General features: G+C 66.6%; 12 protein-coding genes. 6 read left to right on the top strand and 6 right to left on the bottom strand.

Annotation, left to right across the window (positions count from 1 at the left end; all coding sequences use genetic code 11):
- Nucleotides 1–215: 215 nt before the first annotated feature.
- The gene (locus IT072_RS01635) at nucleotides 216–2999 is read right to left on the bottom strand and encodes a glycoside hydrolase family 15 protein (RefSeq protein ID WP_223359053.1); all 2784 of its coding nucleotides are present in this window, start codon (nucleotides 2997–2999) and stop codon (nucleotides 216–218) included.
- A gap of 221 nt (nucleotides 3000–3220) precedes the next feature.
- On the opposite strand from IT072_RS01635, the gene IT072_RS01640 reads away from it, so the two are divergent.
- Nucleotides 3221–5830, top strand: a complete 2610-nt coding sequence (locus tag IT072_RS01640) for a glycoside hydrolase family 66 protein (protein WP_223359054.1) — start codon at nucleotides 3221–3223, stop codon at nucleotides 5828–5830.
- 51 nt (nucleotides 5831–5881) lie between these two features.
- Here IT072_RS01640 and IT072_RS01645 read toward each other — a convergent pair whose 3' ends face one another.
- Complete coding sequence (locus IT072_RS01645; RefSeq protein ID WP_223359055.1) at nucleotides 5882–6907, bottom strand: ROK family protein; 1026 nt, start codon at nucleotides 6905–6907, stop codon at nucleotides 5882–5884.
- A 323-nt stretch (nucleotides 6908–7230) separates the two neighbouring features.
- On the opposite strand from IT072_RS01645, the gene IT072_RS01650 reads away from it, so the two are divergent.
- The 5 genes from IT072_RS01650 to IT072_RS01670 all read left to right on the top strand — a co-directional run bounded on the left by IT072_RS01650 (nucleotide 7231) and on the right by IT072_RS01670 (nucleotide 13807).
- Nucleotides 7231–8520, top strand: coding sequence for an extracellular solute-binding protein (locus IT072_RS01650; protein WP_223359056.1), 1290 nt, complete (start codon nucleotides 7231–7233; stop codon nucleotides 8518–8520).
- A 130-nt stretch (nucleotides 8521–8650) separates the two neighbouring features.
- On the top strand, nucleotides 8651–9547 hold the full coding sequence (locus IT072_RS01655; RefSeq protein WP_223359057.1) for a carbohydrate ABC transporter permease: 897 nt from the start codon (nucleotides 8651–8653) through the stop codon (nucleotides 9545–9547).
- On the top strand, nucleotides 9544–10434 hold the full coding sequence (locus tag IT072_RS01660; protein WP_223359058.1) for a carbohydrate ABC transporter permease: 891 nt from the start codon (nucleotides 9544–9546) through the stop codon (nucleotides 10432–10434). Before IT072_RS01655 ends, IT072_RS01660 begins: the two co-directional genes overlap by 4 nt.
- Nucleotides 10431–12050, top strand: coding sequence for a glycoside hydrolase family 66 protein (locus IT072_RS01665; protein WP_223359059.1), 1620 nt, complete (start codon nucleotides 10431–10433; stop codon nucleotides 12048–12050). Before IT072_RS01660 ends, IT072_RS01665 begins: the two co-directional genes overlap by 4 nt.
- Nucleotides 12047–13807, top strand: coding sequence for a glycoside hydrolase family 13 protein (locus IT072_RS01670; RefSeq protein ID WP_223359060.1), 1761 nt, complete (start codon nucleotides 12047–12049; stop codon nucleotides 13805–13807). Before IT072_RS01665 ends, IT072_RS01670 begins: the two co-directional genes overlap by 4 nt.
- A gap of 144 nt (nucleotides 13808–13951) precedes the next feature.
- Here the strand turns inward: IT072_RS01670 and IT072_RS01675 are convergent, their stop codons facing one another.
- The 4 genes from IT072_RS01675 to tatA all read right to left on the bottom strand — a co-directional run bounded on the left by IT072_RS01675 (nucleotide 13952) and on the right by tatA (nucleotide 16359).
- The gene (locus IT072_RS01675; protein WP_223359061.1) at nucleotides 13952–14884 is read right to left on the bottom strand and encodes a carbohydrate kinase family protein; all 933 of its coding nucleotides are present in this window, start codon (nucleotides 14882–14884) and stop codon (nucleotides 13952–13954) included.
- 149 nt (nucleotides 14885–15033) lie between these two features.
- A complete protein-coding gene (tatC, locus tag IT072_RS01680; RefSeq protein WP_223359062.1) occupies nucleotides 15034–15837 on the bottom strand; it encodes a twin-arginine translocase subunit TatC in 804 nt (267 codons plus the stop codon).
- A complete protein-coding gene (locus tag IT072_RS01685; RefSeq protein WP_223359063.1) occupies nucleotides 15834–16130 on the bottom strand; it encodes a Sec-independent protein translocase subunit TatA/TatB in 297 nt (98 codons plus the stop codon). Before IT072_RS01685 ends, tatC begins: the two co-directional genes overlap by 4 nt.
- A 10-nt stretch (nucleotides 16131–16140) precedes the next feature.
- Nucleotides 16141–16359, bottom strand: coding sequence for a twin-arginine translocase TatA/TatE family subunit (tatA, locus tag IT072_RS01690; protein WP_223359064.1), 219 nt, complete (start codon nucleotides 16357–16359; stop codon nucleotides 16141–16143).
- Nucleotides 16360–16430 lie beyond the last annotated feature (71 nt).

Consider the following 16430-nt stretch of genomic DNA (forward strand, 5'->3'; position numbering starts at 1 on the left):
GCCACAAGAGGTGCGAGTCCTGACGGATGGTGCGCCCAACCGTGCCGCGCCTCATAGCGCCCATCTTCCGCACCTCGGAGACGCCGTCGGTCGTGGCTGCTCGACAACCGCGAGACGTGGAAACGCCTGCTGCCGTGAGGCGGACATCAACGCGGGCCGTTGAGACACGAAGTGGGCGAGATGCAATGCACCTCGCCCACCTCGCTACCTACTGGCTAGCGGACGTTGCCGTAGATCCAGGCGGTATTGGTCGGCGTCAGCCGGCAGCGTAGGCTGAGCTGGTCGTCCTCCGACCACGCACCGGTCGTCGGATCCTGGCGGACGAGCGCGATCGTGATCGGCTGGACCGAACCGTTGGCGGCGGCTCCGCTGGTGAGCGCGCTGCGTGGGATGACGACCTCGATGCGTCCCGTTGTCGGATCCCATTGCGGTGCGATGACGGACGTGATCGACGAGTCGGCCGTCCACGCTCCTCCGCTGAGCGAGAAGTGGGCGTAGTTCGTCGAGTCCGACCACCGTCCCACCATGTACGCAGCTGGTCGGGGCAGGGTCGCGCCGTACATCGCCGTCGTGCTCGTCGTGGTGGAACTGCTGCCCGAGTAGTCGCCGGCATAGACGTTGACGGCGAACTTCGGCGTCGTGTTGTAGCCGGGGAGGGTCCCCGACGCGTTGTCGATGCGGATGTAGATGTTGTTGGCATCGTTGGCGATGGCGACGTTCTTGATGTCCGTGTTCGCGTCGCCGCTGGTCTCGTTCCCGACCTTCGAGACGAAGTACGGGATCGGGTTCCACTGGGGCCAGTCTCCTGTGGTCCCCGAGCTCACCGTGAGGCTGGCGTTGGAGCCGGCGTCGCTGATGGGCGCGTAGGTCCGAGTGTCGGCCTGGTGGGTGTAGACGAGTGCCGCGAGCACGTACCAGGCGCCGGTGACCGGTTCCACCATCGTGGAGATGATCGGCTTCTGGCTCACATTGGAGACGGCCTCCCCGGGCGGCATGTAGCCCGCTGCGGTGCGCGTGACGTACCAGGTGAGCCGGTTGAGCGCGTCGGTGGTGTTGCCCGTGTACGTGTCGTCGATCGCCGCGTACATCGACATCTGGGGCCAGGACGGTTCAGCGGCCAACGCTTCGTTGCCCGCAGGGCTGTATGGCGACGTGTAGTAGAAGTTGTCTCCTTGGTACCGCGCCAGCCCGTAGGTGTCGTGGGTGAGGGTCGAGATGATCTTCGACAGGTGCGAGACGGCGCGACTGCTGCTCGGGTCGACGACCCCCGAGACCATCAGCATGTCGGACGACGAATCGATCGTCGTCCTGCCCGTGTTGTCGGCGTTCACCGCTCGGTTGTAGTAGCCGTCGGGCGAGTTCCACATGCCGGCGGGTGAATTGAGCGAGCTCGTCTGCAACGCGGTGGCAATGGATCCTGCGGCATGGCTCCACGTGTCCGCATCCGTGGTGTCGCTCTTGCTTTGCGCGACGGATTCGGCAGCCCGCAGGCCACTGACGTAGAGGGCCTGGGTGAAGGCGTTGTACTCCTGTGTCTCCTCCCAGATGGACGCGTCCTTCGGGCCGAGCCCGTTGCTCGCGATGTTGTTCGACACGAAGTTCGCGGCCTTCTGGATCTCCGGCCAGACCGCGTCCCGGAATCCGGTGTCACCGGTCTGGATCCAGTGCCGGTAAGCGCCGATGAGGAAGATGCCGACACTGTCGAGTTCCGGCTCGACGAAGCTCACGTGCTGACCGGTCCAGTTGTCGTAGGTCGTGCCGAAGGAGCCGTCGGCGTATTGGACGCTCGCCAGCCAGCGGAAGTACTTGTCGGCCTCCGCGTGATGCCCGGCGCTGTCCAGAGCGAGCGCGGTGACCGCGGAGTCGCGAACCCAGCTCTTGTAGCCGTAGGCGATCGGGTTGGTGGCGGCCGGCCACACTCCGAGGACCGGGCTCTGGGACTGCTTGATCGAGACGAGCGCCCGGTCGAATGCGGTCGAAAGGCCGGTATCCGTGAAGTTGCTCGTCGTACGAGATCCTGCTGCGAGCCAGTTGGAGTATGCCGTCGTGGTGTTGTTCAGCCAGTAGGTTCCGGTATGCGCCCGCGCCGCATCGGCAGCAGCGTTCGCGTTGCCGGCTGTGTCGGCGATCGCCAGGTAGAAGGAAGCGGTCGCGTCGCCGCCGGCGGGAACGTTGACCCTCTTGTTGATGGCGAGGTCGACGTTCATCGCGCTGACGGAGCTGTTGTTCGCCAGTGTGCCGTTGTTGTCGAAGGTGTACCACGGAGCGACGGACGCGCTCGTCAGCGTGGAGTTGTTGTCGTCGCCGACCTGGTGCCCGTCGGCGCCGTCGAGCGCGCCGAGAGTCACGTGGTACTGACCGCTGGCCGACATGTCCGCGTCGGCGGCGGTGCGTGTCGCATCCCAGGACGCCGTGACGTTCTGGCCGGAGGATCCGGTGTTGTTGAGGTGGACAGCATCGAGGACGTTCAGGTTCACCGCACTGGTGCCCGGGTTGTGGAGACGGTACTGGACGACGAGGAAATGCTGGTTCGGTACGAACGCGTAATCCCGGCCGATGGTGACGGTGGTGGCTGACCCGTTGTAGGCGCCGTAGTCACTGCGGAGGACGCCGCCCGAGTCGATGTAGCCGGTCGCACTGCCGAAATCGTGGACCTGGTCGTACTTGTTGCCGTTCGTCTCGTCGCGGAAGAACCCGGTGTAGTCGACGATCTGGTTGACCGCGGAAGCGGAGGTCGCGCCGGCGGGGGAGTAGTGGAGTTCGCCGAGTCGCGGGCCGTACTGCGTATTGGAGTCGGTCTGGGCCAGCTGCGGAGCCATCCAGATGCCCGTGGTGTCCGTCCAATTGTTCATGTAGAGGCTGCGGGCGGTCTCGGTGGAGGGCTGCGTAGGTGACGTTGCCGAAGCGTGTGTCGGTGCCGCGACCACGCTGAGCGCGGTCGCGCTGAGCAGGGCGAGCGCGACGACGGGTGCGAGTCGCGAGGTGAGTCTGTGTTTCATCGACGCCTCCTTGGGTCGACAGGGGAGGGGAACAGGGCGAGTCTTGACCCCCTCGGTTAGTTCTGTCAAGCAAGTAAATGAACCAATTTCTGAGTGATGTGGCGCGAAGAAGCTTCGCAAAAGTCGATGGATATTTGATTGACAGAACTAATTGACGCCGTCATGATGTGAACTACTCGACCCTTGGGGGCACAACGATGTCACGCCTTAGGAGCACGAAAATGTCACACACTCCCGCTGTCCGGGCACGGCGCGTTCGAAACGTCCTGACGGGCGGCCTCGCTGCAGTCGCCACCATTGCCTCGCTCCTCGTCGGGTCCGCCGCATACGCGTCGGGAGGGACCCCGACTCTCACCAGCGCATACGTCAGCCAGGCCCGGTACGCGCCCGGCGCGTCCGTCACCGTGACAGCAGTCGTCGCCGAGACCAGTGGCGCCGGTTCCTGGTCTGGTCCTGTCGGATTCACGGTGTCGCACCTCGGCAGCACCGTGGCCACCGGGACAGCGACCGCGAATGTGGCAGCCAACGGCACCCAATCGGTCACCTGGAACACCACGGCCCCGAGCGCGGACTTCACCGGGTACCTGGTCACAGTGACGGCGGGAGCATCCACCACCCAGACCGCGATCGACGTGTCCAGCGACTGGAAGCACTTCCCCCGATTCGCCGCCCTCACCACGTATCCGTCCGGCACGACCACGGCGCAAGCGCAAGCCGATGTCGATCAGCTGGTCCGCGAGTATCACATCAACGCCTTCCAGTTCTACGACTGGATGTGGCGTCACGAGAACCCGATCGAACGCAACGCCAACGGCACCCTCGCATCGACCTGGACCGCTTGGAACGGAGACGTCATCTCGCCGACGACCGTCCAGAACTACATCCTCGCCGTGCACAACGACAGCGCCGCGGCGATGCCGTACTCGATGTCGTATGCAGCCCTGCAGAACTACCAGAGTGTGTCGGGGGTGGACCCGAACTGGGCTCTGAAGTACGCGTCCACCGGCCAGCCGTGGGCCTTCGAGATGAAGCCCAACCAACCCAGCACGAACCTCTACATGTTCAACCCCGCGAACACCAGCTGGCAGAACTACATCACCGCCAAGTACGTCGACGAGGCGAACACGATGGGGTTCGACGGGGTGCACCTCGACCAGCTCGGCAACTGGGGCGCGATGACCGACACCTCGAACAACCCCGTCGATCTCCCGTCGGGCCTCGCCTCACTCGTGGCCGCATCCCGAAGCGCACTGGGCACGGGCAAGGCGCTCGGGTTCAACGCCGTCGACGGATACGGCGGCGACAACGTCGCCAGTGGAAAGCAGACCGACTACCTGTACAGCGAGCTCTGGGACAACCATGAGACCTATACGGCGATGAAGACCTACCTGGACACGCAGAAGAACGAATCGGCAGGCATCCCCTCGGTCATCGCGGCCTACCCGAACACCAAGGATGACGCCGGCCCCACGTACGAAGCCGAGAACGCGACCCTGAGCAGCGGCCTCACCGTCGACTCCGACCACGCCGGCTACACCGGCACCGGATTCGTCGCCAACTACGGCAACACCGGCGACACGGTCACGTTCACGATCACCGCCCCCGAGACCCGCCGCTACAGCCTCGTCTTCCGATACGCGAACGGCGCGGCGGGCGACGCCACACGCAGCGTCGCCGTCGACGGAACGACCCTGGGCAACGTCACCATGCCCACCGACGGCAACTGGAACAACTGGCACTACGACGCGGATATCGTCACGCCCACCCTCACAGCGGGGACGCACACGGTCACCATCTCCGTCGGCAGCAGCAACACCGGATTCGTGAACCTCGACAATCTCGTCCTCGGGACCCTCGACACCAACTCCGTCGAACTCGAAGACGCCGCCATCGCCGCCTCCGGTGCAACGAACATCGGGATGGCGCAAGGCGACTCGATGCTGTCCGCGCCGTACTTCCCCGACCACGACAAGCAGATGACCAACGCTCTGCGTGCGTGGGAGAAGAACTACTACGACTTCATCACCGCGTACGAGAACCTTCTCTACGGCCCGGATGTGCACTCCGTCGACTCCGGGTCGCAGTTCCTCTCGATCGCGGGCGTAGCGACCTCCGGTGACGCTTCGGCGAACACCGTCTGGACCGACCTGAAGAAGACGTCCAGCGACGATGTCGTTCAGCTCGTCAATCTGCTCGGGAACGACAACACCTGGCGCGACGCGGGTAAGGCCACGCCGCCGGCGCAGACGAACCTGGCGGTCAAGTACTACATCGGGCCGAACGAGTCGCCGACGGCGGTGCACGTCGCCACGCCGGACAGCAACAACGATTCCAGCACGAACCTGAGCTACACCATCGGCACCGATGGCAACGGCCGTTACATCAGCTTCACTGTGCCGAAACTGAATGTCTGGGACATGATCTACATCGACCGCGGCTTCACCACGCCGAGCGGCAACCAGTACGAGGCCGAGAACGCTGTGCTGACCAACGTCACCACCAACACCGACCACGCGGGTTACACCGGAAACGGATTCGTCGACAACTTCTATCAGACCAGCAGCGGTGTGTCCTTCACCGTCAGCGCAGCGACGAGTGGCAACTACCACCTCACGCTCCGGTACGGCAACGGCGGCTCCACGGCGACGCGAATCGTCGCCGTCGACGGTCAGCAGGTAGCCACGCCGACCTTCCCTGCGCAGGGCACCTGGGACTCCTGGACCACAGTGTCCGTACCGGTCACACTCACGCCGGGCCTCCATACGGTCGTCATCTGGTGCACCGGGGGCTCGGGAGCGATCAACCTCGACAACCTCACCGTCGGGCCCTGAGTGCGAGTCCTACGGCACGGGCGCTGGAGCTCGAGAGTGCGGTTCAGCGCGTCAGCGCCTTTCCGCTCCGGGATGCGTGCCGAGCACGTAGGTCTGGATGGCGATGACGGCAGCCCCGCGGCACCATTCGAGATTGTCGCCGGAGGTGGCGACGAGATCGAGGCGCTTCGCCCGCGGGTCGCGGTCGGCTGCGATTCCCTGGTCGACCGCCTCGCGTGCGATCTCGACGAGGCGGACGCCTTCGCCGCCGAGGATGATGCGTTCGGGGACGGTGAGGTTGGCGATGGCGGCGAGGAGGCGGCCGAGGCCCCGGCCGGCATCGTCGACGACGCGGTGAGCGGCGGGCTCACCGGCCACGGCCAGGTCGAGCGCCTCGTCGTACCCGACCTCGCGTCCGAGCGCGGCGCTCACTTCATGGGTAATGGCTCCTTGCGTGAGAACGCTGCGTGCGCATCCCCGGTGGCCTGCGGGGCAGAGCGGACCGAACGGGTCCAGCGGCCAGTGTCCGATGAGTCCGATGCCGGTGTCCTCGTCGGCGACGATGCCGTCGTGGATGACGAGGCCGTACCCGATCCCGACGCCGAGGGTGATGACGGCGAAGCGGTCGAGCCCGCGTCCGTAGCCGAACCAGTGCTCGGCTTCGGTGAAGGCGACGACGTCGTTCTCGATGATCGTCGAGATGCCGGTGCGCGCCTCGATCATGTCGACGAGCGGGACGTCCTCCCATTCGAGGAAGGCGGCGCTCGCCACGGTGGAGTTGTGGGCGATTCGGCCGCCGAGGCCGACCCCGATCGCAGTGACCCGTGGGACTGTGCCCGCGAGCCGCTCGGCGACCTGGGCGATCGCATCTGCAACGGACTCCGGGTCGCGCGAGCTGAAGGATGCGCGGTCGGCGCTGATCACGTTGGCACGAAGATCGGTGGCGACCCCCTGAACGTCATCGGCCGTGAGCTTCATCCCGATGAAGTGGCGGGAGTCCGGCACGATGTCGAGCGGGCGTGATGGGCGGCCGGTGCGACCCTCCGTGAGCTCGCCGGTCTCGACCAGCAGCCCGCTCTCGATAAGAGGAGCACTCAAGCGCGTCAGCGATCCTGGGGAGAGATCGAGCCGGCGTGCGATGTCGCTTCGTGAGAGGGGTCCATTGATCAGCACTTCGAGTGCGACCGAACGGGAGGCACCCGTCCCGGGCGTCCATGAGGGAGCGCTAATCGTCACGCCGACCGCCTTTCTCTGTTCCCTCACTCTCGCATAGCCAGATTGTTTCGTCAATCAACGAATCGAGGGCGGGAATGTGGGCGAAAGTCGGAAGTTGACACCGAGTTCTTTTTGCTCTAGAAATAATTCACACCAAGAGGCGCTCGAGCTGAGCGCTCCGGTCACCCTTTGACAGGAGAACTGCAATGAAGCGTTCCACCGCACTGGCCGGCTCTGCGGCGATGGCCGCCGCCATCGCGCTCGTCGTGGCCGGCTGCTCGTCCCCGTCGGCCGGATCCTCGACCGACGGCTCGTCCAGCAACCCCGTCACCCTGACATTCTGGGGATCCTACGGAAACGGCGGCAACTCCACCCAGGAGGATGCGCTGAACAAGACCCTGATTCCCGCCTTCGAGAAGGCCAACCCCGGCATCAAGGTCGACTACGTCGACATCCCGTACGACAGCCTGCTCCAGAAGCTGACCACGAGCGCGGCCGGCGGCACGCTGCCCGACCTGGTCCGGTCCGACATCGGCTGGGTGCCTCAGCTGGGCCAGCTCGGCGTTCTCACGCCGCTGTCCGACAGTATGAGCGACTTCGGCACCCTCTCGAAGGCGACGTACCCGGGCTCGCTCGCGACCAACAAGTACAACGGCAAGTACTACGGGCTCCCGCTCGACGCCAACACCCGCGTGCTGATCACCTCGCAGAAGGCTCTGGATGCGGCCGGGATGAGCACTCCGCCGGCGACCTTCGACGACCTGAAGCAGATGGCGGCGAAACTCAAGGGCACCGGAGTGTCCGTCTTCGCCGACGGAGGGCTGGGCGGCTGGAACATCTACCCGTGGATCTGGTCGAACGGCGGCAGCATCACGAACTCCGGCCTGACCAAGGCCACCGGCTACCTGAACGGAGACAAGTCGGTGGCGGCCATCCAGATGCTCGTCGATCTGTACAAGGAGGGACAGATCCCGAACCTGATCACGGGCAACCAGGGTGCGACCTCCACGTCGGACGGCCTGCCGACCGGCAAATACGCGACCATCCTCGATGGCCCGTGGATGAAGGGCATCTGGGCCGGACAGTACAAGGACTTCAAGCCGGTCTACGCACCGGTGCCCCACGGCGACGGACCGTCGACCAGCGTCGTGGGCGGCGAGGACATCGTGCTCACCGCATCGTCGAAGCACCAGGCCGCGGCCGAGAAGTTCATCCGCTTCACGCAATCCGAGTCGTTCCAGATCGAGATGGCGAAGACCGGTCAGATGACCGTGATTCCGGCATACGCATCCAAGCAGGCCGCCATCGACCCGTACTACACGATGTACGCGGACCAGCTGAAGACGGCGAAAGCGCGCCTGGCGATCCCGCAGGGGGCGAAGGTCGACAACATCCTCAGCACCGCGCTGACCCCGGCATTCACGGGATCCACCAGCGTCAAGGATGCGCTCACCACGGCGGCCCAGCAGATCGATCCGCTGCTGACCGGCAAGTGACCTCGTGAGCACGGCCACAGCAGACACCTCAGGCGCGGCGGGAAGCACTCCCGCCGCGCCGCGGCCCTCCACCGCCCCTGGCCGCCGTTCGGCACCGCCGGCGCAGCGATCGCCACGGCCGCGACGGCCGATGACGGCCGGTCGCGTGCTGACCCGCGCGACGCCCTACCTCTTCATCGCCCCCGGGTTTCTCCTCTTCGCCGCGCTGATCCTCGTGCCCATCGCGCAGGCCGTGCAGATGAGCTTCTACGACTGGAAGGTCATCGCCGGGGCGGTCAGCCAGTTCATCGGTCTGGACAACTACATCCGGGCGTTCTCGGACGATCATTTCTGGCTGAGCCTCGCGAACAGCGGCATCTACATGCTCTTCACGGTGCCACCGCAGATCGTCATCGGCTTGTTCATCGCTCTTCTGCTCAAGCAGAAGAGCCCGACTCAGCCGGTGTTCCGGGTGCTCTTCTATCTGCCGGTCGTCACGAGCTGGGTCGTGGTGTCGCTGCTCTTCAAGTACCTCTTCGCCGACGGCGGCCTCATCAACTTCACGCTGCACGACTTCCTGCACCTGATGAACTCCGACGTCTCCTGGCTTTCCGGCCGATGGACGGCCCTGGTCGCGATCTGCGCGCTGGGCGTCTGGAAAGGCGTCGGCTGGTCGATGATGATCTTCCTCGCCGCGTTGCAGGGAGTGCCCCGTGCGCTCGAGGAGGCTGCGATGATGGACGGCGCCGGCCGCTGGCAACGCTTCCGTACCGTCACCGTCCCGGCCATCTGGCCCACGCTCCTGTTCGTCACGGTGATGCTCGTGATCGGCGGCTTCAACGTCTTCACGTCGGTGCTCCTGATGACCGGCGGTGGACCAGGCGGCGCGACCGATGTCGTCCTCACCTACATGTACAACCAGGCGTTCACGTTCCTCGACTTCGGCTACGGTTCCGCTCTCGCCGTGATCCTGTCCGTGATCGTCTTCGTGCTCGCCATCGTCCAGCTGCGCGTGTTCCGCGACCGCAGCGGAGAGGATCTCGCATGACCGCCACCGCCGCCACGACGGCCGCCGCGCCCCCCGCGCGCAGGCGGCTCGGCGTGCGCCGAGCCCGGTCCCTCGGCACCGCCGCTCGCATCGCCATCCTGATCGTCGGGGCGGTGATCATGGTGACGCCGTTCCTCTACATGCTCTCCACCAGTTTCAAGAGCCAGGCGTACGTGCTGACGGTTCCGCCGCAGTTCATCCCGAACCCGGCGACCACGGCGAATTACACCCAGGCGTTGACGACGCAGGACTTCGGACTCTACTTCGTGAACTCCGTCATCGTGGCCGTCATCTCCACGGCTCTGTCGCTGCTGATCAGCTCGATGATGGCCTACGGGTTCGCCCGGTTCCGGTTTCCCGGACGCGAATGGATGTTCCGCATCCTGTTGCTCGGGCTGGTCGTGCCAGCGATGATGCTGATCATCCCGCAATTCGTCATCGCGAAGTTCTTCGGCCTGATCGACTCGCTCGGCGGCCTGATCGTCTTCTACGTCGCCGGGTCGCTCGCGCTCAACACCTTCCTGCTGCGCGGATTCTTCGCCGCTATCCCCGACGAGCTCGACCAGGCGATGCAGGTGGACGGTGCGAATGCGTGGACGAGGTACTGGCGCCTGGCGATCCCTCTGGCCAAGCCCGCCCTGGCGACGGCGACCATCTTCACGTTCCTCGCCTGCTGGGACGAGTTCGCCTGGGCCCTCACCATCATCAACACGCCGGAGCACCGCACGCTGCCGATTGCCATCGCGCTGTTCCAGGGCCAGAACGCGACCCAGTGGGGCCTCGTCTTCGCCGCATCCATCATTGCGATCGTTCCGGTGATCGTCGTCTTCCTGGTGTTCCAGCGGTACTTCGTGCAGGGCCTGACCGCGGGCGCGGTGAAGGGATGAGCGAGAGGATGGTGCGCGCCGAGCTGCTGCCGGAACGCTCCTCGTTCGAGGCCCGCGAGGATGTCCGCGTGGAACTGCGCGGAGCATCCGGCCCGGGCACGCTGACGCTGTGGCACCTGGGCGTCGAGGTGGAGAGCCGGGAGACCGAAGGCGCCGGGTATCTCTCGCTCGGCTCGCTCGCGCCCGGCGGGTACGGGGTCGAGTGGACGGACGGCGTATCCATCACGAGAACTGCGGTCGAAGTGACCGAGCATCCAGGCGCGCGCATCCGCTACGGCTTCACCGTGGACTACTCGCCCGGGCGGGATCCAGGGGGGCTCGCCGACACTGTCCGCCGCCTCCACCTCACCGACGTGCAGTTCTACGACTGGGCCTATCGCCATGCCGAACTGCTCGGCGGTGGCGAGGAGTACGAGGATGCGCTCGGCCAGCCCGTCGCTCTGGAGACCGTGCGCCGCCTCGCTGACGCGGTGCGCGCGGCCGGAGCCCGCGCGCTCGGCTATGCCGCCGTCTACGCCGTCGGACCGCAGGAGTGGGACCAGTGGAAGGACTGGGCGCTCATCGACGCCGCGGGCGCGCCGTACGCCCTCGGCGACTTCCTGTTCATCGTCGATCCGGCGGCCGTGTCGTGGCTTTCGCACTTCCGTGAGGAACTCGCGGCTTCGGTCGCGACGGTCGGTTTCGACGGCTTCCACCTCGACCAGTACGGCTACCCCAAGCACGCTCGTCGCGCGGACGGCCGGGTGGTGGACGTCGGCAGCTCGTTCGAGGCGCTGATCGCCGGGGTGCGCGACCGCCTCCCGGAGGCGCGCCTCGTCTTCAACAACGTCAACGACTTCCCGACATGGGTGACCGGCGCGACCCCGCAAGACGCCGTGTATGTGGAGGTGTGGGATCCGCACGTGACCCTCGGCGCTCTGGCGGCGGTCGCCACGCGCGCCCGGGCGGCCGGCGAGGGCAAACCGGTCGCCATCGCCGCCTACCAGCATGTCTACGACTCCGTTCCAGCGGGTGCGGCCGACGAGGCGACCGCATTCACGATGGCGACGCTGTTCTCCCACGGGGCCACCCACCTCCTCGCCGGCGAGGCCGACCGCATCCTGGTGGACCCCTACTACGTCCGCAACCACACGGTGGAGCCCTCGACCGCTGAGCTGCTCCGCCGCTGGTACGACTTCATGGTGGAGCACGACGAGCTGCTGTTCGACCCTCGCATCGTGGATGTCACCGGCTCCTACGCGGGGCCGTACAACGACGACATCGACGTGTCGTATGCAGCAGCTCCGGTCTCGGGCGAGGCCGTAGCCGGAGCGGTCTGGCGACGTGTCACGAGCACCCCTCGCGGGCTCGTGGTGCAGCTGATCAACCTCGCCGGCCAGCCGGACACCCTCTGGGACGGACCGAAGGAGACGCCGGCCGCCGTCGGCGAGGGCGTCTTGCGCATCCGGACCGTCGCCGGTTCATCGCCCCGCGTCCGCGTCGCCGACCCGGATCGCTCTCCGCGGCTCGTCGAGGTCCCCGTCGACGCCGGCGCCACCCACGCGACGGTCACCCTGCCGGCCCCCGGCACCTGGCAGCTCGTGCTCATCGAACTCGATCCGAACGGAATGGAATGACCGACGTCACGCTCCTGCCGACCGCGGTTCCCCCGCGCACGACGGCCGAGGAAGACCCGTGGTGGCGCTCTGCCGTCGTCTACCAGGTGTACCCGCAGAGTTTCGCGGACGCGGACGGCGACGGCGTCGGCGACCTGCGGGGCATCTCCCAGCACCTCGACCACCTGGAGGAGCTCGGTGTCGACGTGATCTGGCTGTCGCCGATCTACGCCTCACCGCGCGACGACAACGGCTACGACATCAGCGACTACCAGCAGATCGACCCCATCTACGGAACTCTGGACGATTTCGACCAGCTGCTGGCGGACATCCATTCGCGGGGCATGAAGCTCGTCATGGATCTGGTCGTGAATCACACGTCCGATGAGCATCCGTGGTTCGTCGAATCCGCGTCCCGGCCCGACAGCCCCAAGCGCGACTGGTACTGGTGGCGTGCACCCCGCGAGGGCTTCGCCGGCGGAGAGCCGGGGGCGGAGCCCAACAACTGGGGGTCCTTCTTCTCCGGATCCGCGTGGCAGTACGACGAGGCGTCCGGCGAGTACTTCCTGCACCTGTTCTCGCGCAAGCAGCCGGACCTGAACTGGGAGAACCCCGAGGTCCGCGGTGCTGTGTACGACATGATGAGCTGGTGGCTCGACCGGGGGGTCGACGGCTTCCGGATGGACGTCATCAACCTCCTGTCGAAGGTGCCATCGCTGCCGGATGGCGTCGTCGCGCCCGGCGCTCTCTACGGCGACGGCTTCCCCTTCTACGCGCAGGGGCCGCGCATCCACGAGTTCCTGCACGAGATGCACGAGCGCGTCTTCGCGCACCGTGAGGGAGCCTTTCTCACCGTCGGTGAAATGCCTGGCGTCACGGTCGAGGATGCGCGACTGTTCACGGATCCGTCGCGTCGCGAAGTCGACATGGTCTTCCAGTTCGAGCACGTCGGCCTGGACCACGGCCCTGGCGGCAAGTGGGACCCGCGTTCCGCCAGCGTTCGCGACCTCAAAGAGTCGTTCGCCCGGTGGCAGGAGGGCCTGGCCGAGGCCGGCTGGAACAGCCTGTACTGGAACAACCACGACCAGCCCCGCGTGGTCAGCCGATTCGGCGACGACGCGGACTACTGGCGCGAGTCGGCAACGGCCCTGGCGACCGTCCTCCACCTCCAACGAGGCACCCCGTACATCTATCAGGGCGAGGAGATCGGCATGACCAACATGTCATTCGCCGACATCACGGGGTTCCGCGACATCGAATCGCTGAACCACTACGCCGAGGCCGTGCAACTGCGCGGCGTCGCCCCGGACGAGGTGCTCGCCGCCCTGCGCATCATGAGCCGCGACAACGCGCGCACACCGTTCCAGTGGTCGGCTGAGCCGAACGCCGGTTTCACGACGGCCGAGCCGTGGATCCCGGTGAACCCGAACTTCGACCGGATCAACGCGGACGCTCAGCGACGCGATCCTCGGTCGGTGTTCGCGTATTACCAGGCCCTCATCGCGCTCCGACACTCCGAACGTGCCATCTCGCACGGCAGCTTCCAGCTCCTCCTGCGGGAGCATCCGACCGTGTTCGCGTACGTGCGGACTCTGGAGGCGCGGGAGGTTCTCGTGCTCGCGAATCTCGTCGGCGCAGCGGCGACGTATGAACTGCCGGAGGCCGAGGTGTGGGCAGACGCGGTGCCGGTGCTCGGGAACACCGAGGCGAATGTGCCGCGTGTGGATGGGCGCTTGCGGCCGTGGGAGGCCCGGGTGTTCGTCCGGGACGTTCGGTAGCGTCGTCGCACTCGTCGGAGCCGTGGTCGTCCGGCGAGTGCGCGCCGTCACGTGGCGTTCCGATTCAGGTGCCGGTCGGCGGCTCCGCGTTCGGCCGGCGGATCCTCGACAGCGCGTCCGCGCCGACCCTGCCCCGGGGCGCTGTCACCCGGCGAGCTCGGCGGAGGTGGGCGGTTCCGCGCCCGCCCGGGACACGGTGATCCCGGCGGCGCGAGCGGCCGACTGGCCGGCCGACGCGAGTTCGGCGGGTGAGAGACCACGCGCCGTGTCCAGGCCGGCCTCGAGGAACCAGGCCAGCAGAGCGGCCATGTAGCTGTCGCCTGCACCGACGGTGTCCACCACCTGAACGGTGACGGGTGCGATCTCGACCGTGGAGCCTCCCGCGGTGAGGATGGAGCCGGCGGAACCCCGTGTGACGGCCACGAGTGCGCCGGTGGATGAGATCGCGCGTGCCGCCTCGTCTGCGCGCACGTCCGGGTACAGGAAGAGCGCGTCCTCGTCGCTGAGCTTGACGATGTCCGCCCGCCTCGCGAGTCGCTCGAATCGTGCCACGGCGTCGGCACGGTCGCCGACGAGGGCCGGACGGATGTTCGGGTCGAAGCTGACGCTCGCCTCGGGGCGGAGCTCCTCGACGAGTTGCTCGATTCTGTCCGCGCCCGGTGCGAGGAAGGCGGAGATCGAGCCGATGTGCAGATGCCGAACGGGAGGCACGGCGATCCGTCGGGGGAGCTGCCAGGTGATGTCGAACTCGTACGCAGCCGAGCCATCCGCCGCGATTCTGGCTTCCGCGCTGGAGGTCGTCGGAAGGCTCCACGATTCCGGCAGGAGAGTGACGCCGGCGCCCGTCAGTCGCTCGCTGATCGCGTGTCCTCTGGCGTCGTCGCCCACAGCGGTCAGGAACGACGTCGCCACACCGAGCCGGGCGAGACCGAGCGCGACATTCGCGGGGGAGCCCCCGGGGTGCTCACGCGTCGTGCCGTCGCGATGGATCACATCGATGAGCGCCTCACCGGCGACCAGTACGCGGTGAGGGTCCGCCGAGGGGTCGAAGGCCTGCTCGGGCGATGACGGGGGCATGTGTGGACCTGCTCTCTTTCCGAATCGACGTGACCCGCGCGGCCGTGATGCTCGATGCCGCGCGTCGATCACTGTGGATAACACGTATTGCAATGCTCACCGGTGCGGAGCGGATGCACCACTCGCCATGATCCGATGCCGCGAAATCGTCACGTCTCTCGGTCGGCATCACAGGGAACCGGTCTCCTGCTCGGCGCCGAGAGGATCCGCGCGGCGAGCCTTCGGTCGTGCAGCAGCGCGACCGTCCAGGCGAGGTAGTACAGCGCGATCAGGGGGAGGGCGAGCAGAAGCATGGAGATCACGTCGGCCGACGGTGTCACGATCGCCGTGAAGCCGAGGATGACGAGGAAAGCGATGCGCCAGCCGTGCAGGATCGACGCGGCGGAAAGCAGTCCGAGGAAGTTCATCAGCACGAGGAACACCGGCGAGACGAAGGCGAAGCCGGCCGCGACGACGAGTTTCAGCACGAACTGGAAGTAGTCGTTGGCCTGGATGAACGACGAGGAGCCGTCCGCTGCGAAGCCCGTGAGCAGGAGGACGATGTGCGGCACGATCAGCCAGCCGGCGACGCAGCCGCCGAGGAAGAGCGGGACCGCGGTGAAGAAGAAGCCGAACCCGTACTTCAGCTCCCGGCGACTCAGAGCGGGGACGAGGAAGGCCCAGGCCTGATAGAGCCAGATCGGGCTGGACGCCACGATGCCGATCGCGAACGCCGCCTGCATCCGCAGGTCGAACGCGCCGGTGATGGTGTCGAAGTTCAGCGCTGCGAGGCGATGCTGCGACGCCGCGGCCTCCGCGATCGGTGCCCGCACGGCGGCGAGCAGGAGCGGGCCGAGGAACCAGCCGCCGATCGTTCCGGCCACGAGCGCCGCAGCGGCTCGCACCGCGCGACGACGCAACTCCGTGACGTGAGCCGCCAGCGACATGCGCGCGGTGCGGTTCGCGCGGCTCATGGCGCGTCCGGGCCGATCCGCTCGCGGGCGCGGGTCGCGGGCTCGGGCTCGGGCTCAGAGAGCAGTGCCTCGCGAATGATCCGCCGCGGGTCGTACTGCCGCGGATCGTACCGACGCCAGTCGAGGTCGACCGACTCGCCGGTCTCCTCGCGCACCTGCCGCTGCACATCGTCGGCGAGCCCGCGCAGGGAGCGGACGAGCTGACCGAGCCTGGCGGCGTAGGCCGGCAGCCGGGTCGGGCCGATCAGGAAGGCGGCGATCACGCCGATCACGAGCAGTTTCTCGAAGCTCATGACGCCCTGCTCACGGTCGGGCGGAGACCTCGTCGGAACCGGAGGGCGCGGCGGACTTCTCCGCGGTGCCGCCGGCTTCGCCGTCCGACAGGTCGTGGACCTCCTTGCGGAAGATCCGGATCGACTGGCCGAGGCCCTTCGACAGGGCGGGCAGGCGCGTGGCGCCGAACAACAGCAGCACCACCGCGAGGATCACCAGCAGGTGCCAGCCACCGAGATTAGCCAACATGAGTCATCTCCTTTGACGAACCAATACGAGCCAATTCGTATTAGTAATTCGTATTGGCAGAGTAGACAGCG

The sequence above is a fragment of the Leifsonia sp. ZF2019 genome, assembly GCF_019924635.1.
In the GTDB taxonomy this organism is placed as follows: Bacteria; Actinomycetota; Actinomycetes; order Actinomycetales; family Microbacteriaceae; genus Leifsonia.